Genomic DNA, 24831 nt, shown 5'->3' on the forward strand with positions numbered 1-24831 from the left:
CGCTCCCGCCGACGAGGAGGACTGTCGACCACCTCGGTTCGGGGTGTGTCCGCCCTGTGTTCGGGTTCCGTCAAGACTGTTCAGCACCGACCGTTACGGTGGGCGCCATGCCCATCGCCGCCCGGCCGTCCACCGGCCTGCGCCGGTCGACCCGCCTCGGTGCGGCATCGGCCCTGCTCGTCGTCGGACTCGTGCTCGCCGGCTGCACGCCGGCCCCCGCCAAGCACCGGACCAGCCCCACGGGCAACGCCTCGCGCAGCGTGTCGGCGCCCGCGACCCCGGTCCCGGCGGACCTGACCCGGTTCTACTCGCAGACCGTGCAGTGGAAGGGCTGCTCCGGCGTCGCGGCGCCGCAGGGCGAGACCGCCCAGTGCGGCACCGTCACGGTCCCGCTCGACTGGGCCCAGCCGGCCGGCCAGACCATCGACCTGGCCGTGGCACGGCTGAAGGCCAAGGGGTCGGACACCGTCGGGTCGATCCTGGTCAACCCGGGTGGACCGGGCGCCTCGGCCGTCGACTTCCTCGAGACGGCCGGCACCGTGGTGAGCGCCGAGGTGCGCGACGAGTACGACCTGGTGGCCTTCGACCCCCGCGGCGTGCAGCGGTCGGCGCCCGTGAAGTGCTACGACGGCCCGCAGATGGACAAGCTGGTGTCCGCCGACTTCGACCTGTCGACCGACGCCGGCGTGCAGGCCCAGGAGAAGGCGTGGGCCGACTTCGGCGCCGCGTGCGCCCAGAACACGGGTGCCGTGCTGGGGCACGTCGACACCATCAGCTCCGCCAAGGACATGGACGTGGTGCGGGCCGCGGTCGGCGACGTGACGCTCGACTACCTCGGCTACTCGTACGGCACCAAGCTCGGCGCCACCTACGCGGCGCTGTTCCCCAAGACCGTCGGCCGCATGGTGCTCGACTCGGCGCTGGACCCGACGCTGGACGCCGATGCCGTCGCGGCCGGCCAGGCAGCCGGGTTCGAGAGCGCCCTGCGCGCATACGTCACCGACTGCCTGGGCGGGAAGGGCTGTCCGCTGACGGGCGACGTGGACACCGCGATGAAGGAGATCGCCGGCCTGCTGACCCACACGCACACCACCCCGCTGCCCACCGGCACCTCCCGCCGGCTGACGGCGCCGCTGGCCTTCACCGGCATCGCCTACCCGCTGTACTCGCAGAAGGCCTGGCCGATGCTGACCCAGGCGCTGACCGCCGCGGTGAAGGGCGACGGCTCCGGGCTGCTGCAGCTGGCCGACGCGTACTACGACCGCGCGTCCGACGGCCGGTACACCACCAACACCACCGAGGCGTTCACCGCCATCGACTGCCTGGACTCCCGCGGCTCGTCGGACCTGGCGACCATGCGCACCCAGGCCGCCGCCATCAAGCAGGCGGCGCCCACCGTCGGCGACTTCTTCGCCTACTCCGGCACCACCTGCGCCAGCTGGCCGGTGCCCCAGGTGACGGACCTGACCGACTACTCGGCGAAGGGTGCGCCGCCGATCGTCGTCGTCGGCACCACCAACGACCCGGCGACGCCGTACGTCTGGGCGCAGAAGATGGCCTCGACCCTGTCGTCGGGCGTCCTGCTCACCCACGTCGGGGAGGGGCACGGCGCCTACGGCCTGTCCAACTCCTGCGTGCAGAACGCCGTGGACGACTACTTCCTCGACGGCACGGCCCCCAAGGCCGGCACGCGCTGCTGAAGCCCGGCCCTGGCCGGTGCCGCCGCCGCGGACCCGCTTTGGAGGCCGGACCGGGCTCCGGGTACAGTGGGCGCGCTCGCCGTGCCGGGGGTCGCTCCGCGTCACCCCACGACGACGCCGCCTTAGCTCAGTCGGCAGAGCGTCTCACTCGTAATGAGAAGGTCGAGAGTTCGATTCTCTCAGGCGGCTCCGCACCGAACGGCCCCGCGACCAGCACCAATGCCGGCGCGGGGCCTTCGTGTCTCACGGGTCGGCGGGGTGTCCGGCCACCTCGGGCTCCTCGAGGGGTGGAGGATTCGGACCGATGTCCAGCACACGCCCACCCGTGATGAGCGACGTCGCCGCGCTCGCCGGGGTGTCCCACCAGACCGTCTCCCGGGTCCTCAACGACCATCCCAGCGTGCGTCCGGCCACCCGACGGCGGGTGCTCGACGCCGTCGCCGCCCTGGGGTACCGGCCCAACCTCGCCGCGCGGGCGCTGGTGACCCGCCGCAGCGGCACCATCGGCGTCCTCTCGTCCGGCTCCGCGCTGTTCGGGCCGACCAGCACCCTGATCGCGATCGAGAACGCGGCCCGCGAGCTCGGGCTGTTCGTGTCCCTGGCCACGCTGCCGGCGTGGAGCTCGGACGACGTCGCGTCCGTGCTCGAGCACTTCATGACGGAGGGTGTCGACGGGGTCGTGGTGCTCGCGGCGCACGACGACGCGGTCGAGGCCGTGCGCTCCTTCGCCTCCCCGGTGCCGGTGGTGATGGTGGGGCCGATGGCCCTGCCGGCGCCGTTGCGGTCGGTCGCGGTGGACCACTACGCCGGCGCGCGCCAGGCGGTGCGGCACCTGCTGGACCTCGGGCACCGGGACGTGCTGCACCTGGCCGGCCCGACCGACTGGCTGGACGCACGCCGCCGCATCGAGGGCTGGCACGACGAGCTGGCCGCCGCCGGCATCGAGTCGCGGGAGCCCAGCACGGGCGACTGGAGCGCCGACCGCGGTTACGCCGTCGGGCGGGAGCTGGTGGCGGGTGGGCCGCCGACCGCGGTGTTCGCCGCCAACGACCAGCTGGCGCTCGGCCTGCTGCGGGCGTTCTGGGAGGCCGGCCTGCGGGTCCCGGACGACGTGTCGGTGGTGGGGTTCGACGACGTCGACGGGTCCGCGCACTTCGTCCCGCCGCTGACCACCGTGCGCCAGGACTTCGGCAGGCTGGGGGAGCGCTGCCTGCAGGTGCTGCTGGAGACGATCGCCGGCGGTACCCCGCCCGGGAGCGAGCTGATCCCGACCAGCCTCGTCGTGCGGGGCAGCACCGCCGCGCCGCGGCGCTGAGCACGCCAGAGGTCGCTCAGGCCTCGAGCAGCACGGAAATGCCGTCGACAACCGCGCCGACCCACGGGACCCTGTGCGCGAGGCCGACGACTCCAGGGGGGTGAGCACCGATGAACGCTGTGTCCCACGGGTGCTCCCCACGTCGTCACTGACCGGCCTGCTCGCTCGACGCCGGGAGCCCTCCGTCAGCTGATCGGAAGGCGTCCGCCATGCACCTGCACACCTCCTCGTCCGCCGACGGCGTCGACGAGCACGACTTCACGCTCGACGACGTCCCCGGGGTCCTCTGGACCCCCAGCGGCGCCGTCGAGCCACCCCCCGCCCTGGTGCTGATGGGTCACGGCGGTGGGCTGCACAAGCGCGCGCCGGGCCTCGTGGCGCGTGCCCGTCACCTGGTCGGCACGTACGGGTACGCCGTCGCGGCCGTCGACGCGCCGGGGCACGGCGACCGTCCGCGCAGCGCCCCGGACCAGCGCCTGGTCGACGCGATGCTGGCCGCCCGCGCGGCCGGTCAGCCGCTCGCGCCGATCGTCGTCGAGCTCAACACGTCGATCGCCGAGCGGGCCGTGCCGGAGTGGCGCGCGACGATCGACGCGCTGCGGGCCCTGCCGCAGGTCGGTGCCGAGGCGCCCATCGGGTACACCGGTCTGACGCTGGCCACCGGCATCGGGATCCCGCTGATCCTGGCCGACGCCCGCGTCCGCGCGGCGGTGCTGGGCGGCTACTTCGGCACCGAGCCGGTGCTCGCCCTCGCCCGGCAGGTGACCATCCCGGTCGAGGTGATCCTCTCCTGGGACGACCCGGAGCTGGACCGCCCCTCCGGGCTGGCGCTGTTCGACGCCTTCGGCTCACCGCACAAGACGCTGCGGGCCCACGTCGGCGGCCACCACCAGGTGCCCTGGGTCGAGGTCGAGCAGTCGGAGCGGTTCCTCGAGTGGTATCTGACGGGGAGTGGTGCCTGACGGGGACTGGTGCCTGACGGGGGCGGTGCCTGACCGGTCCGGCTCTGCCGCCGTGTGATCTCCCGGGTAGTCGTGCCGGATGACTCACCGATCGGCCCTCGCAGACCGATCAGTAGGGCATGACCGCCTCCCTCGACCGACGTGACCCGCTCGTCGGGCACCCGGGCGACCTCGGGCTGGCAGGCCTGCAGGAGGCGTTCCTGCGGGCACGCGTCCGCGACACCACCGTTCGCCTGAGCCTGGCGATGTTCCGCGCCCGCGGCTACGCGGAGGTGTGGGGCCGGGACGACGAGGCGCGCCGGTGGGCGCAGACGGCTGCGGAGCTCCGGACGGAGCTCGACGGGCTGCACCGGCAGCTGGACGAGGACGGTGCGGGCTCGGTCGACGCCCCGGAGAGCCCCCGGAGCCGTCTCGCCTAGTGGCAGTAAAGGGTGAACTGGACGCTTGACCATGACAGTCGTCCAAAATCTGCGAGGGTGTGTCCTCGCAGGTCAGGACCGGTGCCGGTGGTGGGTCGCTCACCCGGGCGGGTTATGTGACACGGTGTCGCGACGCGTTGTCACGGGGGGCGAAAACACAGGACGTTCGTCCCAGGCGCCCTCCGGCCGGTCCAGACTCACGGCATGGAACCGAACAACGAGCTCCCGACGACAGCGGACTGGCAGCTGCACATATCGGACGCGGAGATCCGCGTGGCGAAGTACGAGTGGCTGGCGGCGCGCGACGGCGACGACGAGGTGCCCGCCGAGCGGGTGGCCATCCTCTTCGAGTACTACCGGGCCCTGATCAGCCTGCAGGCCCAGCAGATCGCCGACGAGTTCCGCGCCAAGCGCCGCATCGCCTGAGACGCACCACGCGGACGCAGCGTCGCGCCCGCAGGTCTCACGCGAGGCCGGTCAAACCGAATCGCCCGACGACGACGTCGCCGGGCGATTCCTGTGTCCGGAGGTCGACGCGGCCCGGGCCATCCAGTCCCGCCGGAGCCGAGCACCAGCCGCAGTTGAGCACCAGCCGGACCTGAGCACCAGCTGCTGCTAGAGCAGCGGCGGGACCTCGCCCACCAGCACGGGGTCGCCGAGCGGGCCGGTGCCGAGCGCGTCCTCCACGAACCGGTGCGCCACCTTCAGCCCCGGCGCTCCTGCCTCCGACGCCTCGATCAGCACCGCCGGGAACCCCTGACGCGGGTCCGGGATACCGGCCGGGCGCCGGTCGATCCAGCCGATCGCCACCGCGCGGGCACCTGAGGTGCGCGCGGTGTCCCGCGCCTGTCGCAGGGCCTGCGACGGCTCACCGGTGCAGGCGAGGGTGCGGGTGCCCGACTCGTCGACCAGCATGACGAACGCCTCGCGGTCGAACGGTCCGCGGCGCAGCACCACCAGCGCGTGCTCGAGGGCGCGCAGCGCCAGCTCCTGCGCGGCGGTCGACGGGGGGTGCGGCAGGTTGGTCGGCCGCTGCGGGGCGGTCGGCTGGACCGCCGTCGGCTGGACGGGTGCCGGGCGGACCGGCTCCGGCTGGACGGCTGCCGGCTCGACGGGTGCAGGCTGGACGGGCGCAGGCTGGACGGGAGCAGGCGCGGCGGCCGCTCGCGAGGCGGTGTGCGGTCCCGGGTCAGCAGTCGGTGCGGCACCGGCAGTCGCGGCGGCGGTTCCGTCCGCCGGGGCGTGGTGACGGCTGGGCAGCGGTGTGCCCGGCGCCGGCACGACGACGGGGGTCCACTCCGTCGCCTCCGCCTCCGCCGCCGGTGCGGCGTCCGGCTCGCTGCCGGACGCGGTGAAGGAGCCGGCGAGGGAGTCGTCAGGGGCCGAGGGCTCGTCGTCCACGGGCGCGGGTGCCGGCCCGGTGGTGCGCTCAGAGGAGGTCACGTTCTCGACCGACACGCGCGGCTGCGGCATCGTGACGCCCGCCAGGTGCGCGGCTGCCGCGCCGAGGTAGCCGCCGATCCAGCCGCGGGCGCCGGCGTCCCACCGGTCCTGCGCGTCCGGGATCGGGACCACCGGTGCCAGGGGGTGCGCATCGCCGACGATGCCGAGCGTCGGTCCGGACGGTCCCGGGCACACCACCCAGCGGGAACCGGCGACATGGGTGACCAGCAGGTCGCCGAGTGCGACCCCGACCCACTCCACGAGCCCCGCCGGCGCGGCCGTGCCGGGCTGGGGGACCACCCGGTCCCAGAACCAGCTCAGCGCCCGGGAGTCCGTGCGGTCGACGCTGCCGGCGAGCGGTGCTCGGAGCCGCTCGAGGTCGGCGTGCTCGTGCGAGGTGAGGTCACGCGGGCCGACGAGGGTGGGGTCGGGCGTGAGCGTCTGCACCATCGCAGTCAACTCGGTCATGGTGTGGGGATCGACCAGCGCCGCGCCGGTCTTGAGGAACCCGGAGAGTGAGATCGCTCCCGCGGGTGGTCCCGCGGGTGGTCTCGTGGGTCGTCGGACCTGGTCGTGGGCGGGGGTCGCCTCCGGGCACCCACCCGAGTGGTGGTCGGGGGCTGGGCGCCCCGCGGGGCACCGGGTTAGCCTGGCTCGTCCGTCGCGCCGCACTGCTGCGGACCCCGTCGCACCGATCGGGGAGGTACGCCATCCGTCGTCCCGCCGCTGTCGCGCTCGCCGCCGCCCTGGTGCTGGGTGCGGGCGGCACGGGGGCGTGGGCCTGGCAGGACGGTCGGCGACCGGCCGCTGCGGCGGACGATCTGACGTCGGCTCGGGCGGCCGCGGCCGTGAGCGACGACGCGTCGCAGGTGTCCGGCCTGACGGCCCAGGCTGCGCAGGCGGCGGCCCAGGGTCTGACCGACCAGTCCCGTGCCGACCTGCAGCAGGCGGTCGCCGCGGCGCGTGCCGTGCTCGACGGCAGCGCCGGGCAGGTGTCCGACGACGCGGTGCGCACGGCCCTGTCGTCGGCGCTCACCGAGGCCGACCAGGCGCTCGCCGGGACCGTCGCGCCGGCCCGCGCCGCGACGCTCACCGCCTCCGTCTCCACCGCCGCGGCGCAGGTGAACCAGGCGCAGCAGGCCTGGCAGGCCGCCCGGGCTGCGCAGGCAGCGGCCCAGGCAGCGGCGAAGGCCCGTGCCGCAGCGAGCCCCGCGCCGACGTCGTCCGTCGACCCCTGCCGCACCACCTACACCGGGCCGCCGTTCTGGACGTCGGTGCCCACCGCGACCGGCGACGGCTCGAACGGGAACCTGCCGGCCTCGTCCATGACGGCGCTGTCCTGGACCACCGACTCGCACGGCACCCGCTTCTACCTGCTCACCCCGGCGGCGCAGGCGCTCGAGCGGCTCAACGTCGCGTTCCGGGCGGCGTTCGGGCACGACCTGGACATCGACCTGGCGTACCGGGACTACGCGACGCAGGTCGCGATGCGCGCCGCGCTCGGCACCGTCGCCGCCGTGCCGGGGACGTCGCCGCACGGGTACGGCAAGGCGATCGACGTGCCGGAGCTGCCGTGCGAGTACGGCTGGAACAGCGCGCAGCGCGCGTGGCTGCTGGCGCACGGTCCGTCGTTCGGCTGGGTCCAGCCGGCGTGGGCCCTGCAGAACGGGTCGGGGCCGGAGTACTGGCACTACGAGTACATGGGCTGACGGGTCGCCCGCGCAGCGCGCCGCGACGAACCTCCGATGACCGAGGGACCGAGCATGCCGTCCGAACCGAGCATGCCGTCCGAGCCGAGCCGGCGGGACGAGGTCATGGCCGTGTGCCGCTCCGTGGCGGCGTGGGCGGCGGCACGTCCCGACGTCGTCGCGGTAGGGCTGGCCGGGTCGTGGGCACGTGGCGCTGCGAGCGCGGACTCCGACGTCGACCTCGTCCTGGTGACCGACGTGCCCGAGCGCTGGATCCAGGGGGACGACTGGATCCCGGCGGCGGTCGGCCAGGGCGTGACGCCGGTGCGGACGCAGGCCTGGGGAGTGCTGACCGAGCGACGGGTGCGGCTGGCGAGCGGCCTGGAGGTCGAGCTGGGGATCGTGCCGCGCGAGTGGGCGGCCGAGCCGGTGGACGACGGCACCGCGCGGGTGGTGCGCGACGGGTTCCGCGTGCTGCACGACCCGGTGGGCGTCCTGGGCCGGCTGCTCACCGCGCTCGGCGTCGGGGGCGATCGCTGACGGTCGCGCCGGTGACAGCCGCCCGTCAGCGGGGGCGGTCGGCGTCCTTGCTCGGCTGCACGCGCTTCGGCTCGCCCGGCATCTTCGGGTACTCCGGCGGGTAGGGCAGGTCACCCTCGCCCTCGTCGCGCTCCTGCCGGTCCGCCAGCTCCAGCAGCGACTCGATCGAGTAGCGCGGCTCCCGGTGGGCGACCAGCGGGGCGAACAGGTCCCCGACCTCGGCGAACCGCGCCGGCATCGTCGTGACGTCGAAGTCGTCCGGCGCCACGTCGGCGATCTCGTCCCAGCGCAGGGGAGCGGACACGGTGGCACGGGCGTTGGCCCGGACCGAGTAGGCCGAGGCGATGGTGCGGTCGCGTGCCATCTGGTTGTAGTCGACGAAGATCTTCGAGCCGCGCTCCTCCTTCCACCACTTCACCGTCACCTGCTCCGGCAGCCGGCGGGTCAGCTCCCGGCCGAACGCGATGGTGGCGCGGCGGGCCTCGGTGAAGGTCCAGCGCGGCTCGATCGGCACGAAGACGTGGATGCCGCGGCCGCCGGACGTCTTGGGGAACCCCGTCAGACCGTGCTCGGTCAGCAGCTCGCGGACGTGCGGCGCGACCCGGGCGGCGTCGGTGAAGTCGGTGCCCGGCTGCGGGTCCAGGTCGATGCGCAGCTGGTCCGGTCGGTCGACGTCGTCGCGCACCACCGGCCAGGGGTGGAAGGTCAGCGTGCCGAGGTTGGCGGCCCACGCGACGACGGCCAGCTCGGTCGGTGCCACCTCGTCGGCCGTGCGACCGCTCGGGAAGCCGATCCGGCTCGTCTCGACGTAGTCGGGGGCGCCCTGCGGCACCCGCTTCTGGTAGAACGCGTCGCCCGACGAGTCGGCGCGGGTGGCCCGCTTCGCGTCGGCGAACCAGCCGCGGGGCCAGCGCTCGAGCGTCGTCGGGCGGTCCAGCAGCGCGCCGAGGATCCCGTCACCCACCGCGACGAAGTACTCGACCACGTCGAGCTTGGTCAGCCCCCGCTCGGCGAAGTAGAGCCGGTCCGGGTTGGACACGCGCACGGTGCGGCCGCGCACCTCGAGCTCGACGGCGGGCGTACTGGCGCTCGGCATGGGCTCACGCTAGAGCCGCGCACCGACACCGGCACCCCCTGCCGCCGGCCCGTCGGCTCAGCTCAGCAGCCCTCGGTGGTGGGCCACCGCGACGGCTTCCGCTCGGCCGGACACGCCGAGCTTGGCCAGCAGGTTGGAGATGTGCACGGACACGGTCTTGGCGGAGATGAACAGCCGCTCGCCGATCTGCCGGTTGGACAGCCCCTGAGCCACCAGGCGCAGCACCTCTGCCTCGCGGGCCGTCAGCACGTCCGCCGTCTCGGCCCGGGTGCCGGGCAGCTCCAGCCGGCCGCGACGCGCCAGGGCCCGCACCGCGGTGGCCAGCGGGCGCGCGCCCATCGCCTCGGCCTCGGCCAACGCCGTCAACGCCTGACCCTGCGCACCGCTGCGGTCGCCGACGGCCAGCAGCGCCTCCGCCCACCGCCACCGGGTCCTGGCCACCTCGTACCGGAACCCGCTGCCGAACTCCGCGACCGCCGCCGCCCACAGCTCCGGCTCCGGCCGACCGTTCAGCCGCGCGTGCTCCGCGCGGGCCCGTGCCGCCCAGCCGCGACCCTCCGGTCCCAGCCGGCCACCGCGCGGACGCCCCTTCACCGCGGTGTCCTCGGCGTGGCCCAGCAGCCGTTCGCCGGCCTCGAGCCGCTGCGTGACGTCCCGGCCGGCGAGCCGCTCCTCCTCCGCCGCATCGGCGTGCGCCGCCAGCGCGAGCGCGCACACCCAGATGCCGCCGAGCACGTACTCGCCCCAGGAGGCCGCCACCCCGGTCAGCACGTCCGCGGCCAGCTCGACGGCGGCGTCGGGCTCGCCTCGCCACGTCAGCGCGTCGACCGTGGTGCCGCCCGCGATCAGCAGGATCTGCGGGTCCCGGTCCCGGTGCGCCACCAGGGCCCGCCCGCGCTCGACGGCGTCCTCGTCGCCCCGCGCGACGGCGGCGTACGTGCACGCCACGGCCAGCCACGACGTGTGCTCGTCCCACTGGTCGACCGGGGCGCGCGCCGCCGACCCGGGGGTGAGGTCGCCCGACTGGTACCGGATCAGCTCGGCCATCCAGCGCAGCTCCAGCGTGTACGCCCCGCGGCCGGCGCCGAGCCGCTCGGCGCGCGCCACGCTGCTCGCCGCGAGCGCAGCGGCCCCGGCGAGGTCACCCGCGTAGTACCGGCCGGACACCAGGTTGAACCGGGTCCGCAGCTCCGTCGCCAGGTCCCCGGACTCCTCGGCGCGCACCAGCGCCGCCTCGAGCAGCTCCTCGGACCGTTCCGGCGACTCCCTGACCAGCAGGGCCCGCGTGGTCAGCGCGTCCGACTCGGCGTCGGTGGCGCCGACGGCCCGCGCCACCTCGAGCGCCTGCGTCGCCACCACCTCGGCCTCCTCGTCGAGGTCCATGTTCATCGCGGCGCGCGCGTAGGTCGCCAGTGCCCACGCCCGATCGGCGGACGGCTCGTCGAGCACGGCCACGGCGCGGGACGCCTCGGTCCGGGCCTCGTGCACCCGGTCGGCGTCGAGCAGGAACCGGGCGAGCGCCGTGCGACAGCCCGCCTGGCGGCGTGGGTCGTGGCCGGTCTCGTCGACCGCGGCCCGGGCCAGCTGCAGCGCGTGGTCCGCCCGTCCGGCCTCCGACGCCGCGCCCGCCGCGAGGCCCAGGAGCGCCACGTGGTCCTCCGGCAGCCCGACGGCCGCACGAGGGGCCGCGTCCCACAGCCGGAGCACCACCTCGAGGTGCTGCAGCTGCTCCTCGGGCGCCAGCACGGCCTGCGCCTCGCGGGCCGCGGCGTAGGAGGCGGTGAGCGCGACGTCGAGGTCCGGGGCGCGCAGCGCGTGGCTGGCCAGGCGGGCCGACGAGGCGACGGTCGGGTCGGCCTGCATAGCGCGGAGGTACGCGCGGTGCAGGCCCGACTTCTCGCCCGGCAGCAGGTCCCCGTACACCGCCTCGGCCAGCAGGGCGTGCCGGAACGCGATGCGGCCGCCGTCCTCGGCGGCCAGCACGTGCTGGGCGACGGCGTCCCGCAGGGCGAGGTCCACCGCGCCCGGCCCGCTCAGCACCGCGGAGTCGTCGGCCGCGGCCGCGGCGCGCAGCAGCGTCTCCGGGACGCTGCGTCCGGCGGCTGCGACCAGCTCCGCCAGCCGCTGGGACGCGGGCTGCAGCGCCTCGAGCCGCACGCGCAGCACGTCGACCAGGGACCACGGCAGCTCGTCCGTCTCGGGACCGGCCGCCAGCAGCTCCTCGGCGAAGTACGCGTTGCCCTCCGAGCGGGCGACCACCCGGCCGAAGGTGTCGTCGTCCAAGGGAGCACCGAGCACCGCCGTGGTGAACTCCCGCAGCTCCGGCTCGTCGAACGGCAGCAGCTCCAGCCGCTGCACGCGCGGGTGCCGCACCAGCTCGGCGATCAGCGGGCGCAGGGCGTGGCGCCGGTGCAGGTCGTCCGTGCGGTACGTGGCGACCAGCAGCAGGTGCTGCATGGCCAGGCGGCTGACCAGGAAGCGCAGCAGGTCCCGCGAGGAGGCGTCCGCCCAGTGCAGGTCCTCGAGCACCACCAGCAGCGGCCGCTCGGCCGTGCCCATGCGCGCCAGCACGTCGGCCACGCCCTCGAACAGCTCGAACCGGTCCTGCGCCTCGTCGGCCCGGGCAGGTCGGTCCGCCCCGCCGGGCAGCAGCCGGCCGAGCGCCGGACGGTCCGCCACCACCGCGTCGACCACGTCCGGCTCCAGGCCCTGCAGCGTCGCGAGCGCCGCCGCGAACGGCAGGTACGGCAGGCCGATCTCCCCGAGGTCGACGCACGCCGACACGACCGTCCGGGCGCCGGCCTGCTTGGCCAGGCTCCTCACGTGGCGCACCAGCCGCGTCTTGCCGACGCCGGCGTCACCGGCGACGACCACCAGCGACGGGTCGCCCGCGCTCGCGCCCTCGAACGCCTCCCAGAGGCGCTCGACCTGTGCCGCACGGGCGACGAACGGCGTGCTCATCGGGCTGCGTGCCATGCCCCCGATCCTCGCAGGGGCCACCCACGCAGCCACCTGCTTATCGACCCCGGGCCGCCGGACCGCTGCCGGCCGGCGGCATCGCGGCGTGCGGCGCGCTCGGCGCGGGCCGCACGGCTGAGGTACGCCGCCCGGCGTGCCTGGCCCAGCTCGTCCAGCAGGTGCTCGCGGCGGTAGGCCAGGTCGGCGTCGACCGCCGGTGCCTGCCACGTCCTGGTGATCTCGATCATGGTGGTGCGCTCCCCGTCCTTCGTCCTTCTCCGTGTGATGACCCCAAGGTCGCCGTGAGGCCCGGGTCGGCGGATCGGTCGATCGCCCAGTCCTGCGCGTGCGGTGCGCCCGACGACGTCTGAGGCGGCACGGGCCGTCCCTGAGGTGGCCCGCCCAGGGCGCTGAGGCAGCGCGCTGAGGGGCTCAGGGACGAACCCGGGACGGATCAGGGCTCTCCCCGATGGGCCGGGACGGGCCCCAGCGCCAGGCTGGGAGCACACCGGCCCGCACGGGGTCGGCACCACGACGAGACGGCGCGCACGGCGCCGGAGAGCGCCGGACGACCGAGGGGCGGACACCCACCCCGGACGTCCGGTGACGGGAGGACGAGATGAGCACCATCCAGGAGCCGCTGGGCCGCACGGGCCTGATCCGGGTCTACGAGGGGCGGGTCGTCGCCGGCGTGTGCGCCGGCATCGGCCGCCGCATCGGCCTGGGCCCGTGGGTGACGCGGCTGCTGTTCCTGCTGGCCAACCTGGTGATCCCCGGCAGCTTCCTCATCGTCTACATCGCGCTGTGGATCCTCATGCCCATCGAGTCGCCGGTGTGGCGGCCCGCCCCGCCGGTGCGCCGCTGACCCCCTCCGGCACGCGGGGGAGAGCCGGGACGACCCCGTCCCGAGCCGCGGATCACCCATCGGTGCGCGTGCCTCGGAGGGCGCTGCGGACGACCATCGGGCACGCTGGTCCCGTGGGCGACGTCCGAGACCTCTCCAGCGCACCGAGTGCGCGCCGGAGTGGCTGGCGCCCGGTCGACGACGAGCTGACGCTGCGCGCCGAGCGGCACGCACCTCGGCTGGCCCGCCACTGGGTGATGCGGGCCATCGCCGCCGAGGGTGTGGTCGGCTCGCACAACCAGGTCATCGAGCTGCTCACCGGGGAGCTGGTCTCCAACGCGGTGGTGCACGGGCCCGCCGACGCGCAGGTGCTGGTGGGTCTGCGGATCGACCGGCGCACCGTCCGGGTGAGCGTGCGGGACACCGGTCAGAGCCGTCCGCGCGTGCGGCACCCCGAGCCGACCGCGCCGAGCGGCCGAGGCCTGGCTCTCGTCGAGGCGCTGTCCTCCGCCTGGGGCACCGCGACGCACCCCGACGGTGGCAAGACGGTGTGGTTCGACGTCGAGCTGGACGACTAGAGCCGACCTCGTCGGCCGTCCCGTCGACGGTTCGGAGGGCTGTGCCGGCCCCGCTGGCCTGGGCGTTCGTCGCTCTCCCGGTGCGACCTGAGACCCTACGGCGTAGTTTCGTCGCGCATGCGTGGGTTGTCCGCGCGACGGAGCTGCGCAGATCCGGGCACAGCGGTGGACGACGAAGGAGCTCTCGGGGATGACCGACGGCAGCAGCCTGACGACCAGCACGGGGCGTGTCCCCACCATCACGGCCGAGGTGCGCGACGACGGCACCGGCGAGCTGGTGGTGGACGGCGACCGCCGTCCGGTGGCCCGCGAGGACCTGGCGCAGGCCGGTGCCGAGGTGACGTCGCAGGTCGCGGCGCTGGCCGCGGAGCTCGGCCGGCCGCTGCCGGTGCAGGTGCGCGACCCCGACGGGGTGTGGTCGCTGCTGATCCACCCGGACGGACGCGTGGACGAGGCGCCGCCGGAGCCCGACGAGGCCGACGAGCTCGGAGCGCCGCCGGTGCCGGCCGCGCCGCTCCCCTCCGGCGCACCGGTGCCGGGAGCGTCCGCGCCGATCGGTGCCCCGGTGCCGGCCGCCGGGCCCACGGCGGCCGGTGCGACGGCTGCTGCCTCGTCGTCGGACGCCCGCACCGCGGAGGCCCGCACCGCCGAGCCCCGCGCCACCGAGACCCGGAGCGCCGCGGACGCCGCAGCCGGCCGGCGCCGCGACGGCGAGGTGCTCCCCACGCTCGAGGACCTGGTGTCCGTCCGTCGCTCGGACCGCAACGGCCCCGCGCGGCAGGGCTGGCAGCGCGGCGTGCGCACGCTGACGTTCGGCACCGTCAAGCCCGGTCCCGGCCGTGCCGAGCGCCGGCTGCGTGCCGACATCGCCGCCGTGCGCCGGTCCCTGGACGGCCCGCGGACCGTCGTGGTGATCAACCCCAAGGGCGGCGCCCACAAGACGACGGCCACCATGCTGCTCGCCTCGACGTTCGGGCTGCAGCGCGGCGGCTACACCCTCGCCTGGGACAACAACGAGACGCACGGGACCCTGGGCTGGCGGTCGGCGCCGTCGGACCACACCCGCACCGCCGTCGACCTGCTGCGTTCGCTGCCGACGCTGACCTCGCACGGCGCCGTGCGGATCGGCGACCTCGACGGGTACATGCGCACCCAGCCGACCGAGCAGTTCGACGTGCTCGCCTCGGACGAGAACGCCGCCTCGGTCGCCTCCGTCGACGCGGAGAGCTTCCAGCGTCTGCACCGGCTGCTGTCGCAGTTCTACCGGGTGCTGGTGGTGGACACGGGCAACAACATGCGCGCCTCGAACTGGCGGGCGGCCGTCGACTCCGCCGACCAGCTGGTGGTGGTGACCACGGTCCGCGAGGACACCGCGCAGTCGGCCGCGTGGGCGCTGGACGCGCTGCGGGCGATGGGCCACGAGGAGGCCGTCCGCAAGGCGGTGACGGTGCTGTCCGCCCCGGACCCCAAGGTGGACAAGGCCCTGCAGAAGCGGCTGCGGAACCACTTCGGTGCCCTGACCAGGACGGTCGTCGAGGTGCCCTACGAGCGGGCGCTGGTGTCCGGTGGGCCGATCGACTACGACAAGCTGCGGCCGGCCACCCGGCGGGCGTGGCTGCGGGCGACGGCGGCGGTGGCCGAGGGGCTCTGAGGACCCGTCGTCGGGCGCCCGTGCGGACCGTGCGCAGGGTGCCCGCGCGGCGTTCGGCGGTTCCGCACCGTGCGGCGTGCAAGATCCGGCACGCTGGGCACACCACAGGGGTGTCCGTGCGTCCGCGCCTCCAGGAGCCACCGTGTCAGCGAGGACCTCGCTCGAGCCGACCACCGTGCCGGCGCACGACGAGGCGTGGTTCACCACCCTCGTCCGTCAGCACGCCACCGCCGTGCACCGGTACCTGGTGCGCCGTGACGGCATCGGGGACGCGGACGACCTGACGGCCGACGTGCTGGTGGTCGCCTGGCGGCGGCGCGACGACGTGCCGGACGGCGCCGAGCTGCCGTGGCTGTACCGGACGGCGGCGTACGTGCTGGCCAACCACCGCCGCAAGGTGCGTCCCCTGGTGATGGACCAGCTGCCCGAGCCGCCGGAGGCCGACGACGACCCCGCGGTGCGTGCGGTCGGCGACGAGCGGGTGCGCCGGGTGCTCGCCGGCCTGGCGCCCCGCGACCGGCAGATCCTGCTGCTCGCCGCCTGGGAGGGGTTGGGCGGTGCCGAGCTGGCCGCGGTGCTGGGGATCGGTCGGGGCGGTGCCGATGCGGCACTGAGCCGTGCGCGGGCGCGGTTGGCGGCGGCGTGGGCGGCCGACGAGGACTGAGGAGGGACCGGCCGGCGGTTGCTGGCGGTTCACGGCCGGGGCGATCGCCGTCGACGCGGCGTGCAAGGTCCGCGGCGGTGCGGACACAGGAGGGATGACGGGTCGCACGGGCGGCCCCGACGGAGGTCGACGGAGGTCGTCATGAGCGAGAAGCTGCCGGGCTGGACGCCGTCCGACGGGTCGGTGCCCCCGGACGTGCCGCCGGCGCCCGAGGCGACGGTCGGTGACGACCCGGCGTTCGACGGCGGCCCGGCGTTCGACCGGCTGCGCGCCGCCGATCCCGCCGCCGGCGCGGCACCGGACGCGGATCGCCTGGCAGCGACACTGCGCGCCGCGACGGGTGTCGACGTGGGCCGCACGGACGTGGCGACGGGCTCGGGCCCGGCCGCCGAGGCGGCTCGACCTCGGTGGCGGCCGACGGCTGCCCCGCGGTGGCTGCAGGTCGCGGCGGCCGTGGCGGCGCTCGCGGTGGTCGGCGGCGGTGCGTACGCGCTGGGCGACCGCACGGGCGGCAGCTCGACGGCCGGTGCGACACCGCTGCCGGCGATCGCGCTCGGTGGTCCGCAGGTCGGTGGTCCGCAGCGCGCGGGGGCCGACATGGCAGCGTCCGCGAACGGCGCGGCATCGGGCAGCGCCTCGTCGTCGTCCATCGCCGTGCCCGCACCGGGCCGCTGGTGGGGCTCGCGGATCGTCTTCACCGCGTCCGGCCTGTCCACCACCGGCGGCACCGGGACCGCGAGGGCGTTCGACGCCGCGTCCGTGGTCAGCGCCGACACCGTCCGTCGAGCGGCCAAGGTGCTCGGCGTGGCGGGGGAGCCGCGCGCCCAGTGGGGCACCTGGACAGTCGGGACGCTGGACGGCAAGGGTGCCGTGCTCACCCTCTCCGGGGACGGGATGGCGACGCTCTCCTACTCCGACCCCGCCTGGGACCCGTGGACGTGCACCGGCGAGAAGACCGCGGCCAACGCCTCGGTGTGCGGCCCGAACGCGGCGGCGGCACCGACCGGTGACGCGGCCGTGGCGAAGGTGCGGGCGCTGCTCCACGCGCTCGGTGTCGACCTGACCGGCGCGACGGTCCAGGTCGGCGAGCCCGAGAAGCCCGTGCGGGACGGCACCGGTGCGACGGTGCCGACGGCCGGTCGCGAGACCGTGAGGTTCTCGCAGGTGGTGGACGGTCAGCTGACGGGCGTCACGTGGTCGGCCACCTTGGTCGGCTCGGGCGTGCAGTCGCTGTGGGGACCGCTCGCGCCGCTGGTCGACCTGGGTCGCTACCAGGTGGTCAGCCCGGCCGCGGCGGTGGAACGGCTCAACGACCCGCGGTTCGGCGCGTTCGGCGGCGGCCCGATGCCGATGGTCGCGGGCGGCGTGCAGGTGGACAGCGGTGCGGCGGAACCGGCGGTCGGCTCTGCGACGTCGGGGGCGGTCCCGCCGCCGGATGGTGCGAGCACGGGGTCGGCGACCTCGGGGGCCGTCCCGTCGCAGGTGCAGCCGTCCGTCACGGCGCCTTCCGCCGCTGCGTCGTCCGGCACAGCGCCGTCCCGCACGGCGTCCACGGGATCCGGCTCGTCCGGCTCCGCGACGTCCGGCACAGCGACCGCCGGTCCGGGTGTCATCGCCCCCGCACCGGCCGTCACGCCCGGCGCCGAGCCGATCCCAGCCCCGTCGTCCACCGTCCCGCCCGTGGCGCCGACCACGCCGTCCGCGGGCAGTGCGATCGCCTGGCCGGTCCGCCACGTGACCATCACGTCAGCCCGCCTCGGGCTGGCCGTCACCACGCTGCCGTCCGGCGCCTCGGTGCTGGTGCCGACGTACCAGCTGACCGACGCCGACGGTGGCACGTGGTCGGTGATCGCGGTCGTCGACGCCCAGCTCGACCTCACCGCCGCCGGCTGAGGCCGCCGAACCGGCCTCGCGGGGGTGTCCGGCACGCCACGATGGCCGGATGATGCGGACCGACGTACTGCACGCCCTGGGCCAGGGCGCGCTCATCGTGGTGATCGTCGTCGTCGTCCGGGCCGTCGTGCACGGCCCGCAGGACATCGCCTTCACGGTCCTCATGGGCGTCGTGGCCGCGTCCGCCGACCTCGTGCGCACGCGCCGGGCCCGACGTGGGACCCGGGTGCCAGACTCCACGCCATGACCGACCGCGCCGACCGGCTGATGCTCCTGGACACCGCGTCGTTGTACTTCCGGGCGTTCTTCGGGGTGCCGGACAGCGTCAAGGCGCCGGACGGCACACCGGTGAACGCCGTGCGCGGGCTGCTGGACATGATCGCCCGGCTGGTGACCGACCACCGGCCCGCCCGGCTGGTCGCGGCGTGGGACGACGACTGGCGGCCGGCCTTCCGGGTGGCCGCGATCCCCACGTACAAGGCGCACCGGGTGGCCGGTCGGGACGGTGAGCGCTGGGTCGAGGAGGTCCCGGCGGCGCTGACGGCGCAGATCCCGGTGATCGTCGAGGTGCTGGCGGCGGTCGGCGTCGCGCGCGTGGGCGCGCCGGGCTTCGAGGCCGACGACGTGATCGGCACCCTGGTCACCCAGGAGCTGGACCGGCCGGCGGCCGAGCGCGCGGCCGTGGACGTGGTGACGGGGGACCGGGACCTGTTCCAGCTGGTCGACGACGAGGCACGCGTCCGGGTGCTGTACCCGTCGAAGGGCGTCAAGGACCTGCTGGTGGTGGACCAGAGCGTGCTCGCCGAGCGGTACGGCGTCTCGTCGGGCGCGGCCTACGCCGACCTCGCCGTGCTGCGTGGCGACCCGAGCGACGGGCTGCCCGGCGTCCCCGGCATCGGGGAGAAGACGGCCGCCCAGCTGGTCGCCCGGTTCGGTGACCTGCCGGGAGTGCTCGCGGCGCGGGACCGGTCCGACCCCGCGCTGGCGCCGGCGGCCCGACGGCGGCTGACTGACGCCGCCGACTACCTCGCCGTGGCACCCGCGGTGGTGCGGGTCGCCCACGACGCCCCGGTCGAGCAGGTGCCCGACGAACTCCCGCGCGTGGTCGCCGACGCCGACCGGGTGGTCGAGCTGGCGCAGCGCTGGGGCCTGACGTCGAGCGTCCGGCGCCTGGTGGACGCGCTCGCGGCCGCGGAGGCCTGAGCGCAGCGCCTGGCTACGGCGGGTCAGGCGGGACGACGCGTCACGCCGGACGAGCGATCAGGCGTGCGTCCAGACGTTGGCCCCGGCCGACGTCCAGCCTTCCTCCGCTGCAGGCGCCGGACCGCCGTCGGCCACCAGCCGCACCTGCCCCCCACGGGGGGTGCCCACGGTCAGCACCACGCCCTTGCGGTCCGGGCCGCACGTCTCGGTGGAGACGTCGCCGGTCGGCAGCTGGATGATGCACAGCCGGCCGGACACCGACCGCCCCACGTACGTCGCGGCGGCCGGGGTGTGCACCAGCAGCCGGGTCGAGGCGGGGTCCACCTGCAGCTGGTCAGCGTCGTCCGCGTCGAGCTTGTCGCCGTCCTGCTGCGGGCTGTCGAAGGCGGCGACGTGCGCCGCGGGTCCCGACGAGGAGCCGGGCGCCAGCAGCCACCAGCCGATCCCGCCACCGGCCACCACCAGGGCGGACGCGGCCACCAGCGTGATCCCGGCCCGCCGGTGCTGCTGCGGCGTGGTCGCGGTGTCGTGCGTGCCGAACCCCGAGAGCCACTCGTCGGTCGGCGCCGGTTCGGTGAAGGCGGACATACCGGTCCATCGGCCGCTCGACGCCTGAACCTGAGGCACGACGGCCACCGAGCCGGTCGAGGGCTCAGCGGCGTGGCTCGTCGTCCGGCGTCCCGTCCTGCGGTTCGTCACCTTGTCCGTGGTGATCCCGCCCTTCCTGGTCCGGCCCCTGCTCGTTCCACGGTACGGCGTCATCCGCCGGATCGAGCACAGCCGACGACAGCCGCGCCGCCTCCGCGACGTAACCGGCGAACCACCCGGGCTCGGCGGTCCCCCACCGCTCGGCGACGGCCGCCACCGGGAACACCACCAACGGGTGCGACGGGTGCGCCAGCACCAGCTCGGTGCCCACGTCGTCGCGGTAGACGGCCCACGAGAGGCCGGGCACCCGCTGGGCGATCAGGTCGCCGAGCGCCACCCCGAACACGTTGACCAGCAGGTCGGGGTCGGCGGGTCGGACCGTCGCGCGCCACGCGGTGTGCACCCGGTCGAACAGCCGACCGACGGTCGGGGCGTCCACCACGGCGTCGCACAGCTCGAGCAGCAGCTCCCGCTGCTGAGCCGTCCACACCCGCTCTGCGTCGTTCAGCTCCTCGACCACACCCGGCGTGATGTCCGGCGGGGTGGGGCCGGACACCTCGTCCTCCACGGACCCGAAGGGGGTCGGGATCAACGTCCCGCCCGACGGGCGCGGCGTGCGGCGGAACAGCGGCATGCGGTTCTCATCGGCGCCCGCGCGGCCACCCTTGATCGTGCCGGCCGGTCGCCCCGGGAGCCTCACCCGCGGAACCGGTACGGAGCGGGACGAACTCGTACTGGCCGTGCCGGCTGATCTCCGGCGGCCCGTCGGCACGGCTGACCACCAGGGTCATGGTCGTCTGGACCGGCACCACCATCCGGCCGCCGACCGCCAGCTGGTCCACCAGCTCCTGGGGCAGCACCCGCGGCGACGCCGAGACGAGGATCCGGTCCCAGCCGCCGGGCACGGGCCGGCCGAGCCGGGCGGGGTCCGCCTGCTCGATGCGGGCCCAGGGCATGTCCCACGGGGCGAGGTTGGCGGCCCCGAACGCGCACAGCTCGGCGTCGAGCTCCAGGCCCAGCACCTCACCGCTCGGTCCCACCAGCCGTGCCAGCAGGGCCGTGCTCCAGCCGGAGCCGGAGCCGACGTCGAGCACGCGGCCGCCGACGGGCACCTGCAGCAGCCGGAGCATGGCGGCGACGGTCGACGGCTGGGAGCCGGTCTGGCCGTGGAACAGGGGGAGGGCGCGGTCCTCGTGGGCGTGGACCACCTGGTCGGGCGGAAGGAAGCGGGCGCGGCCGAGCGCCCGCATCGCGGCGACGACGTCCGCCGACCGGTCGGCGTCCGCACGCTCGGCGCCGTCGGCGCCATCCGTCCGGTTCACCGCGGGCCCACGTCCGTCACCGTCCGGACGAACCCCAGGCGCCGTCCGGGCGTCCGGCTTCCGGGACGACCGGGATGGGGCCGGTGCGGATCAGGTCCTGGGAGACGATCGGGAGCGGGCCCGTGCGGGCGACGTCGGCAGCGGCCGGCGCCGAGCGGTAGCGCGGCTTGGGGCCGGGGCGGCCTGGCCGACGGCGGTCCTCGAGGCCCTCGAGGGTGGTGGCGCGCCAGACGGCGCCGCCGTTGAGCCGCCCGTCAGGGGCGGGCAGCCAGGGCACCTTGCGGGACAACCACACCCGGATGGTGGCGTGCTCGACGCCGAGCCGGTCGGCCAGTCGCGCGATGTCGTAGAGATCGTCCAGTGCCCGCGGGGCCGTCGCGAGGTGGTCCGCCGGGGGCTGCTGGGCGTCTGGCACGGCGGCAGCGTAGCGGCAAGTCGGGGTCAGTCTTGTGACGACACCGTGACGAGATCATCACAAGATCTTCGCCCCCTCAAAGGGCTCAAGCGGTCTGGACGACCGTCCGATGCACTTAACGTGTTTCGCGTGAGTGACAGATTGCCGCCCCGGCGTCGGTCCGGAGGCGGCAGGCATGTCGCCACCGCGCCGGCCGCCGCCACGCGCCGCAGCCGTCAGGCCGGCGCCCACCGCGCCCCGCAGGACCACCGTCCGCGCTCGCCGCGTCCGCTCGCCCCTCGCATCGCCCAGGGCGGTGTCGTGGTCGCGCTGGCCGTCGCGCTCGGCGTCGTGCTGGTGAACCCCGCCACCGGTGAGGGGTCCACGGCCTCCTCCTCGACGAGCCTGACCGGCGCCGACACCGCCGCCGCGCAGGCCGACCAGGCCGCGCGCTCCACGCGGGAGAAGGTGGCCCAGGTGGCCGACGCCGTGACCGCGCGCGCCGTCGCCGTGCGTGCCGACGGTGCGCAGGCCCAGGTGTCCGCGGACCAGCTCGCCCAGCTCGACTCGCTCCGTGCCCAGGTGGCCACCCTGGTGACCAAGGTGCAGCAGGAGGACGCGGCGGCGCGCACCGACCGGACGGGAGTCACCTCGCGGGGCGGCGCGGCTGCCGAGCGCGGCGGCGCCCCCGACCCGTCGGCCCCCACCGCGAGCCCCTCGTCGACGGCGTCGATCGCGCCGACGCCCGGCGCGACAGCCGCCGGTGCGGACCCGACGTCCACCGCGGCCGCCGTCGCCGGCCCGTCGCCGAGCGCGTCGACCGGCACCCCGGCCGCGGGCGCCGGCCCGGCTCCGACCGGCCCGACCTCGACGGGATCCGCCCCGACCGCGCCTGCCCCGGCCGGTTCCGCCTCGACGGACGCGGCCACGCCGTCGTCGGACGCCCCTTCGGCCGGCACCACCCCGTCCGCGAGCGCCACGCCCTCCGCCGCCACCTCCGCGACGCCGTCGGCCACCGCCGTCGAGACGCCTGACCAGGTGGCTGCCGCCATCCCGCCGGTGCTCGGCACGGACGACCCCGACGCCGCCCAGCTGCGCGACGCGGTGATCGCCCTGGCCCGCAGCACGGCGGCCGTCAGCGCCGCGGCCGACGCCAACCGCACCGCCGCCAAGGCCGCGGCCGACGCCGCCACCCAGGCAGCCGCCGCGGCTGCCGAGGCCGCCGCCGCCCAGGCCGCTGCCGACGCGCAGCGGGCCGCCTGGAAGACGTCGCTGCAGGGCTACCCGAACGGGAAGATCCCCGCCTCGGCGTTGTGCGCGCCGACGTTCGACGGCGGTGCCCTGCTGCGGTGCGACGCCGCCGAGGCGCTCGACAGCCTCGACGCCGCCTACTTCCAGGCGTTCGGCGTCCACCTGACGATCAACGACTCCTACCGGTCCTACGCCGCGCAGGTCGCCTGCCTGTCCACCCGCGGCTGGCTGTGCGCCACGCCGGGCACCTCGCACCACGGTCTGGGCATCGCGGTGGACCTCGGCGGCGGCATCGAGCAGCCGGGTTCCGCGCAGCACGCGTGGATGGTGAAGAACGCCGCGGCCTTCCAGTTCGAGCACCCGGCGTGGGCGCAGCCCGACGGCAGCAAGCCGGAGCCGTGGCACTGGGAGTACACCGGCTGACGAGGCGCGCCTAGCATCGGCCCGTGGACCAGCGCGATCCAGCGGGGCCGGGGCCCGGTCCGGGTGCGCTGGTCGGTCGAGCCGGTGAGCTGGACGACATCGACGGGCTGCTGACCTCGGTGGCCGGCGGTGCGGGAGCCGCCGCGCTGCTGGAGGGCGAGGCCGGCATCGGCCGGTCGGCCCTCCTGGCAGCCCTGGTCCCGGGCGCACGGCTGGTCGCGGTCGAGCCCGTGCTGGTGCGGGTCGACGCCGGAACGGTCCCGTACGGGCCGCTCCGTCAGTTGGTCGCGCCGCGTGCGGACGTGTGGCCGGCGGGACCGGAGGATGCGGAGCTCGCGGCGCTGCTGGCGGCGTCCGACGAGCCCCCGGCGCCACGCCGCATCGCCGAGCTGGTCGCCACCGTGGCGCTGCGCCGCGGCGCGCAGCACCCGTGGGCCCTGCTGCTCGACGACGCGCACCTGGCCGACGCGTCCACCCTGGACGTGCTGACGCGGCTCGCCCACGAGGCGCCGCTGCCCGGCGTGCTGGTGGTGCTCACCCTGCGGCCGGTGCCGCACCGTCCGGAGGTGCAGGACCTGGTCGCAGCCTGGGTGCGGGCCGGCGCCCGCAACGTCGAGCTGCGCCCCCTGTCCACGCCGGCGGTGCAGACCCTCGTGGAGCGGACCGTCGGGGGAACCCCCGGCCCGGTGCTGCGCGGCGTGCTGGCCACCACAGGCGGCAACCCGCGGCTGGTCGGCGACGTCCTGGCCGCCGCCGCTACCACGGGGTCGCTGAGCACGTCGGACGGCACCGTGGAGCTGACCGGCTCCGGCTGGCAGGCGGAGCTGGACGCGCGGGTGCGTCGGCACGTCGCCTACGTCGACGCGTCGGTGCGCACGCTGCTGACGCAGGCGAGCGTGCTCGGCACCTCGTTCGTCGTGCCGGACCTGGCCGCCCTCGCGGCGCTGGACGTCACCACCTGCTGGCGCACGCTGCGGTACGCGCTCGCGGCGGGGCTGGTGGCGGCTCGCGGCGACCGGCTGGCCTTCCGGCACGACGTGGTGCGCACCGCCCTGTACGACGACCTGCCCCCTGAGCAGCGGCGAGCCCTGCACGCGCGCGCCGCCTGGGCTCTCGAGGCGGCCGGGGCACCGTCGCACGTGATCACCGGCCACCTCGAGCGCGCGCGCTGACCCGCTTCTAACGTGGGAGCCGGGCGCCGACCCGCGCCCGGACTCCCATCACGAAGGAGATCTGCGATGGCCACGCGCAGCGCACGCACCGACTGGACCGGAGGCCTCGAGGACGGCGGCGGCCACGTCGAGCTGCTCAGCTCCAAGGCGGGGCGGTACGACGTCTCGTTCCCGCGGCGCACCTCCGACGACGCGCAGGGCACGACGAGCCCCGAGGAGCTGATCGCCGCCGCGCACTCGTCCTGCTACGCCATGCAGCTGTCCGCCCTGATCGCGCAGGCGGGCGGCACGCCGAGGAGCCTCGACGTGCTGGCCGACGTGCGGCTCAGCCCGGACCCGGCCGGCGGCTTCCGGATCAGCGGGATCACGCTCACCGTGCGCGGTGAGGTGGACGGGATGGACGCCGACGGGTTCCAGGCGGTGGCCGAGGACGCGAAGGCGAGCTGCCCGGTCAGCAAGGCGCTGACCGGCACCACCGTGTCGCTGGACGCGGCGCTGATCTGACGTTCCGGACGCCGGGACGACGGCGCCGACCGGCGGGTGCAGACCCGCGGGCCGGCGCCGTCGTCGTGCGGGACCTTCTGTGATCGAGGCTCTTTGCGGCTCCGCTCAGCGCGGTCCACGGTGCTGTGGCCCACCTCACCGCCTCGTCTCAGGGCTCGGGACC

Annotated in this window: 25 protein-coding genes and 1 tRNA gene; 18 read left to right on the plus strand and 8 right to left on the minus strand. The window is 75.6% G+C overall.

The features are described 5' to 3' along the window. Positions 1-107: 107 nt before the first annotated feature. The 6 genes from ACFQTY_RS02615 (at position 108) to ACFQTY_RS02640 (ending at position 4822) form a co-directional block, all read left to right on the plus strand. Positions 108-1700, plus strand: coding sequence for an alpha/beta hydrolase (locus tag ACFQTY_RS02615; RefSeq protein ID WP_378096873.1), 1593 nt, complete (start codon positions 108-110; stop codon positions 1698-1700). A 116-nt stretch (positions 1701-1816) separates the two neighbouring features. After that, a tRNA-Thr gene (locus ACFQTY_RS02620) sits at positions 1817-1889 on the plus strand. Positions 1890-2004: 115 nt separating this feature from the next. Then, entirely contained in the window at positions 2005-3015 is a 1011-nt protein-coding gene (locus tag ACFQTY_RS02625; protein WP_378096876.1) for a LacI family DNA-binding transcriptional regulator, read from the plus strand. Positions 3016-3224: 209 nt separating this feature from the next. Then, the gene (locus ACFQTY_RS02630; protein WP_378096879.1) at positions 3225-3977 is read left to right on the plus strand and encodes an alpha/beta hydrolase; all 753 of its coding nucleotides are present in this window, start codon (positions 3225-3227) and stop codon (positions 3975-3977) included. A 119-nt stretch (positions 3978-4096) separates the two neighbouring features. After that, the gene (locus tag ACFQTY_RS02635; RefSeq protein ID WP_378096882.1) at positions 4097-4396 is read left to right on the plus strand and encodes a hypothetical protein; all 300 of its coding nucleotides are present in this window, start codon (positions 4097-4099) and stop codon (positions 4394-4396) included. Positions 4397-4600: 204 nt separating this feature from the next. Further along, positions 4601-4822 (plus strand): hypothetical protein, encoded by a 222-nt coding sequence (locus tag ACFQTY_RS02640; RefSeq protein ID WP_378096885.1) that lies wholly within the window; start codon positions 4601-4603, stop codon positions 4820-4822. Positions 4823-5011: 189 nt separating this feature from the next. On the opposite strand, the gene ACFQTY_RS02645 is transcribed toward ACFQTY_RS02640, so the two are convergent. Then, entirely contained in the window at positions 5012-6307 is a 1296-nt protein-coding gene (locus tag ACFQTY_RS02645) for a hypothetical protein (protein ID WP_378096888.1), read from the minus strand. A 380-nt stretch (positions 6308-6687) separates the two neighbouring features. Here ACFQTY_RS02645 and ACFQTY_RS02650 point away from each other — a divergent pair, with 380 nt between their 5' ends. Next, positions 6688-7548: a M15 family metallopeptidase gene (locus ACFQTY_RS02650; RefSeq protein WP_378096891.1), complete on the plus strand. Its 861-nt coding sequence runs from the start codon at positions 6688-6690 to the stop codon at positions 7546-7548. A 54-nt stretch (positions 7549-7602) separates the two neighbouring features. Continuing rightward, positions 7603-8067, plus strand: coding sequence for a nucleotidyltransferase domain-containing protein (locus tag ACFQTY_RS02655; protein ID WP_378096894.1), 465 nt, complete (start codon positions 7603-7605; stop codon positions 8065-8067). A gap of 25 nt (positions 8068-8092) precedes the next feature. Here ACFQTY_RS02655 and ligD read toward each other — a convergent pair whose 3' ends face one another. Genes ligD through ACFQTY_RS02670 form a run of 3 tightly spaced genes read right to left on the minus strand, consistent with a single transcriptional unit; the run spans position 8093 to position 12369 of the window. Further along, the gene (gene ligD / locus ACFQTY_RS02660; RefSeq protein ID WP_378096897.1) at positions 8093-9163 is read right to left on the minus strand and encodes a non-homologous end-joining DNA ligase; all 1071 of its coding nucleotides are present in this window, start codon (positions 9161-9163) and stop codon (positions 8093-8095) included. Between the two features lie 57 nt (positions 9164-9220). Then, on the minus strand, positions 9221-12139 hold the full coding sequence (locus ACFQTY_RS02665; RefSeq protein ID WP_378096900.1) for an AAA family ATPase: 2919 nt from the start codon (positions 12137-12139) through the stop codon (positions 9221-9223). Beyond that, the gene (locus ACFQTY_RS02670; RefSeq protein WP_378096903.1) at positions 12121-12369 is read right to left on the minus strand and encodes a hypothetical protein; all 249 of its coding nucleotides are present in this window, start codon (positions 12367-12369) and stop codon (positions 12121-12123) included. The genes ACFQTY_RS02665 and ACFQTY_RS02670 overlap by 19 nt, the downstream gene beginning before the upstream one ends. Positions 12370-12740: 371 nt before the next feature. On the opposite strand from ACFQTY_RS02670, the gene ACFQTY_RS02675 reads away from it, so the two are divergent. The 7 genes from ACFQTY_RS02675 (at position 12741) to ACFQTY_RS02705 (ending at position 18954) form a co-directional block, all read left to right on the plus strand. Beyond that, the gene (locus ACFQTY_RS02675) at positions 12741-12986 is read left to right on the plus strand and encodes a PspC domain-containing protein (protein WP_263731290.1); all 246 of its coding nucleotides are present in this window, start codon (positions 12741-12743) and stop codon (positions 12984-12986) included. Between the two features lie 113 nt (positions 12987-13099). After that, positions 13100-13543, plus strand: a complete 444-nt coding sequence (locus tag ACFQTY_RS02680) for an ATP-binding protein (RefSeq protein WP_378096907.1) — start codon at positions 13100-13102, stop codon at positions 13541-13543. A gap of 190 nt (positions 13544-13733) precedes the next feature. After that, complete coding sequence (locus ACFQTY_RS02685; protein WP_378096910.1) at positions 13734-15194, plus strand: MinD/ParA family protein; 1461 nt, start codon at positions 13734-13736, stop codon at positions 15192-15194. Positions 15195-15336: 142 nt separating this feature from the next. Further along, entirely contained in the window at positions 15337-15858 is a 522-nt protein-coding gene (locus tag ACFQTY_RS02690) for an RNA polymerase sigma factor (RefSeq protein WP_378096913.1), read from the plus strand. A 141-nt stretch (positions 15859-15999) separates the two neighbouring features. Then, entirely contained in the window at positions 16000-17751 is a 1752-nt protein-coding gene (locus tag ACFQTY_RS02695; RefSeq protein ID WP_378096916.1) for a hypothetical protein, read from the plus strand. A gap of 49 nt (positions 17752-17800) precedes the next feature. Next, positions 17801-17998, plus strand: a complete 198-nt coding sequence (locus tag ACFQTY_RS02700) for a hypothetical protein (protein ID WP_378096919.1) — start codon at positions 17801-17803, stop codon at positions 17996-17998. After that, positions 17995-18954, plus strand: a complete 960-nt coding sequence (locus ACFQTY_RS02705; protein ID WP_378096923.1) for a 5'-3' exonuclease H3TH domain-containing protein — start codon at positions 17995-17997, stop codon at positions 18952-18954. Before ACFQTY_RS02700 ends, ACFQTY_RS02705 begins: the two co-directional genes overlap by 4 nt. 57 nt (positions 18955-19011) lie before the next feature. On the opposite strand, the gene ACFQTY_RS02710 is transcribed toward ACFQTY_RS02705, so the two are convergent. From ACFQTY_RS02710 to ACFQTY_RS02725, 4 genes are all read right to left on the minus strand, one after another. Beyond that, positions 19012-19542 (minus strand): hypothetical protein, encoded by a 531-nt coding sequence (locus ACFQTY_RS02710; protein ID WP_378096926.1) that lies wholly within the window; start codon positions 19540-19542, stop codon positions 19012-19014. A gap of 64 nt (positions 19543-19606) precedes the next feature. Continuing rightward, the gene (locus ACFQTY_RS02715) at positions 19607-20236 is read right to left on the minus strand and encodes a DUF3806 domain-containing protein (RefSeq protein ID WP_378096929.1); all 630 of its coding nucleotides are present in this window, start codon (positions 20234-20236) and stop codon (positions 19607-19609) included. A gap of 7 nt (positions 20237-20243) precedes the next feature. Next, positions 20244-20924: a protein-L-isoaspartate O-methyltransferase gene (locus ACFQTY_RS02720; protein ID WP_378096932.1), complete on the minus strand. Its 681-nt coding sequence runs from the start codon at positions 20922-20924 to the stop codon at positions 20244-20246. 16 nt (positions 20925-20940) lie between these two features. Beyond that, positions 20941-21339: a hypothetical protein gene (locus ACFQTY_RS02725; RefSeq protein WP_378096935.1), complete on the minus strand. Its 399-nt coding sequence runs from the start codon at positions 21337-21339 to the stop codon at positions 20941-20943. A 129-nt stretch (positions 21340-21468) separates the two neighbouring features. On the opposite strand from ACFQTY_RS02725, the gene ACFQTY_RS02730 reads away from it, so the two are divergent. From ACFQTY_RS02730 to ACFQTY_RS02740, 3 genes are all read left to right on the plus strand, one after another. Further along, positions 21469-22992 (plus strand): D-alanyl-D-alanine carboxypeptidase family protein, encoded by a 1524-nt coding sequence (locus tag ACFQTY_RS02730; RefSeq protein WP_378096939.1) that lies wholly within the window; start codon positions 21469-21471, stop codon positions 22990-22992. Positions 22993-23015: 23 nt separating this feature from the next. Next, positions 23016-24164: an AAA family ATPase gene (locus ACFQTY_RS02735; protein WP_378096942.1), complete on the plus strand. Its 1149-nt coding sequence runs from the start codon at positions 23016-23018 to the stop codon at positions 24162-24164. A 66-nt stretch (positions 24165-24230) separates the two neighbouring features. Then, positions 24231-24668 (plus strand): OsmC family peroxiredoxin, encoded by a 438-nt coding sequence (locus ACFQTY_RS02740; protein ID WP_263732388.1) that lies wholly within the window; start codon positions 24231-24233, stop codon positions 24666-24668. The last annotated feature ends 163 nt before the right edge of the window (positions 24669-24831 follow it).

It is taken from the genome of Cellulomonas sp. T2.31MG-18, from assembly GCF_964266755.1.
GTDB lineage: Bacteria > Actinomycetota > Actinomycetes > Actinomycetales > Cellulomonadaceae > Cellulomonas.

Excerpts from the sequence above, each read along its gene's own strand:
- ACFQTY_RS02615 (WP_378096873.1), top strand. The coding sequence starts at position 108 with ATGCCCATCGCCGCCCGGCCGTCCACCGGCCTGCGCCGGTCGACCCGC.
- ACFQTY_RS02625 (WP_378096876.1), top strand. The coding sequence starts at position 2,005 with ATGTCCAGCACACGCCCACCCGTGATGAGCGACGTCGCCGCGCTCGCC.
- ACFQTY_RS02630 (WP_378096879.1), top strand. The coding sequence starts at position 3,225 with ATGCACCTGCACACCTCCTCGTCCGCCGACGGCGTCGACGAGCACGAC.
- ACFQTY_RS02635 (WP_378096882.1), top strand. The coding sequence starts at position 4,097 with ATGACCGCCTCCCTCGACCGACGTGACCCGCTCGTCGGGCACCCGGGC.
- ACFQTY_RS02640 (WP_378096885.1), top strand. The coding sequence starts at position 4,601 with ATGGAACCGAACAACGAGCTCCCGACGACAGCGGACTGGCAGCTGCAC.
- ACFQTY_RS02645 (WP_378096888.1), bottom strand. The coding sequence starts at position 6,307 with ATGACCGAGTTGACTGCGATGGTGCAGACGCTCACGCCCGACCCCACC.
- ACFQTY_RS02655 (WP_378096894.1), top strand. The coding sequence starts at position 7,603 with ATGCCGTCCGAACCGAGCATGCCGTCCGAGCCGAGCCGGCGGGACGAG.
- ligD (WP_378096897.1), bottom strand. The coding sequence starts at position 9,163 with ATGCCGAGCGCCAGTACGCCCGCCGTCGAGCTCGAGGTGCGCGGCCGC.
- ACFQTY_RS02665 (WP_378096900.1), bottom strand. The coding sequence starts at position 12,139 with ATGGCACGCAGCCCGATGAGCACGCCGTTCGTCGCCCGTGCGGCACAG.
- ACFQTY_RS02670 (WP_378096903.1), bottom strand. The coding sequence starts at position 12,369 with ATGATCGAGATCACCAGGACGTGGCAGGCACCGGCGGTCGACGCCGAC.
- ACFQTY_RS02675 (WP_263731290.1), top strand. The coding sequence starts at position 12,741 with ATGAGCACCATCCAGGAGCCGCTGGGCCGCACGGGCCTGATCCGGGTC.
- ACFQTY_RS02685 (WP_378096910.1), top strand. The coding sequence starts at position 13,734 with ATGACCGACGGCAGCAGCCTGACGACCAGCACGGGGCGTGTCCCCACC.
- ACFQTY_RS02695 (WP_378096916.1), top strand. The coding sequence starts at position 16,000 with ATGAGCGAGAAGCTGCCGGGCTGGACGCCGTCCGACGGGTCGGTGCCC.
- ACFQTY_RS02700 (WP_378096919.1), top strand. The coding sequence starts at position 17,801 with ATGATGCGGACCGACGTACTGCACGCCCTGGGCCAGGGCGCGCTCATC.
- ACFQTY_RS02705 (WP_378096923.1), top strand. The coding sequence starts at position 17,995 with ATGACCGACCGCGCCGACCGGCTGATGCTCCTGGACACCGCGTCGTTG.
- ACFQTY_RS02710 (WP_378096926.1), bottom strand. The coding sequence starts at position 19,542 with ATGTCCGCCTTCACCGAACCGGCGCCGACCGACGAGTGGCTCTCGGGG.
- ACFQTY_RS02715 (WP_378096929.1), bottom strand. The coding sequence starts at position 20,236 with ATGCCGCTGTTCCGCCGCACGCCGCGCCCGTCGGGCGGGACGTTGATC.
- ACFQTY_RS02740 (WP_263732388.1), top strand. The coding sequence starts at position 24,231 with ATGGCCACGCGCAGCGCACGCACCGACTGGACCGGAGGCCTCGAGGAC.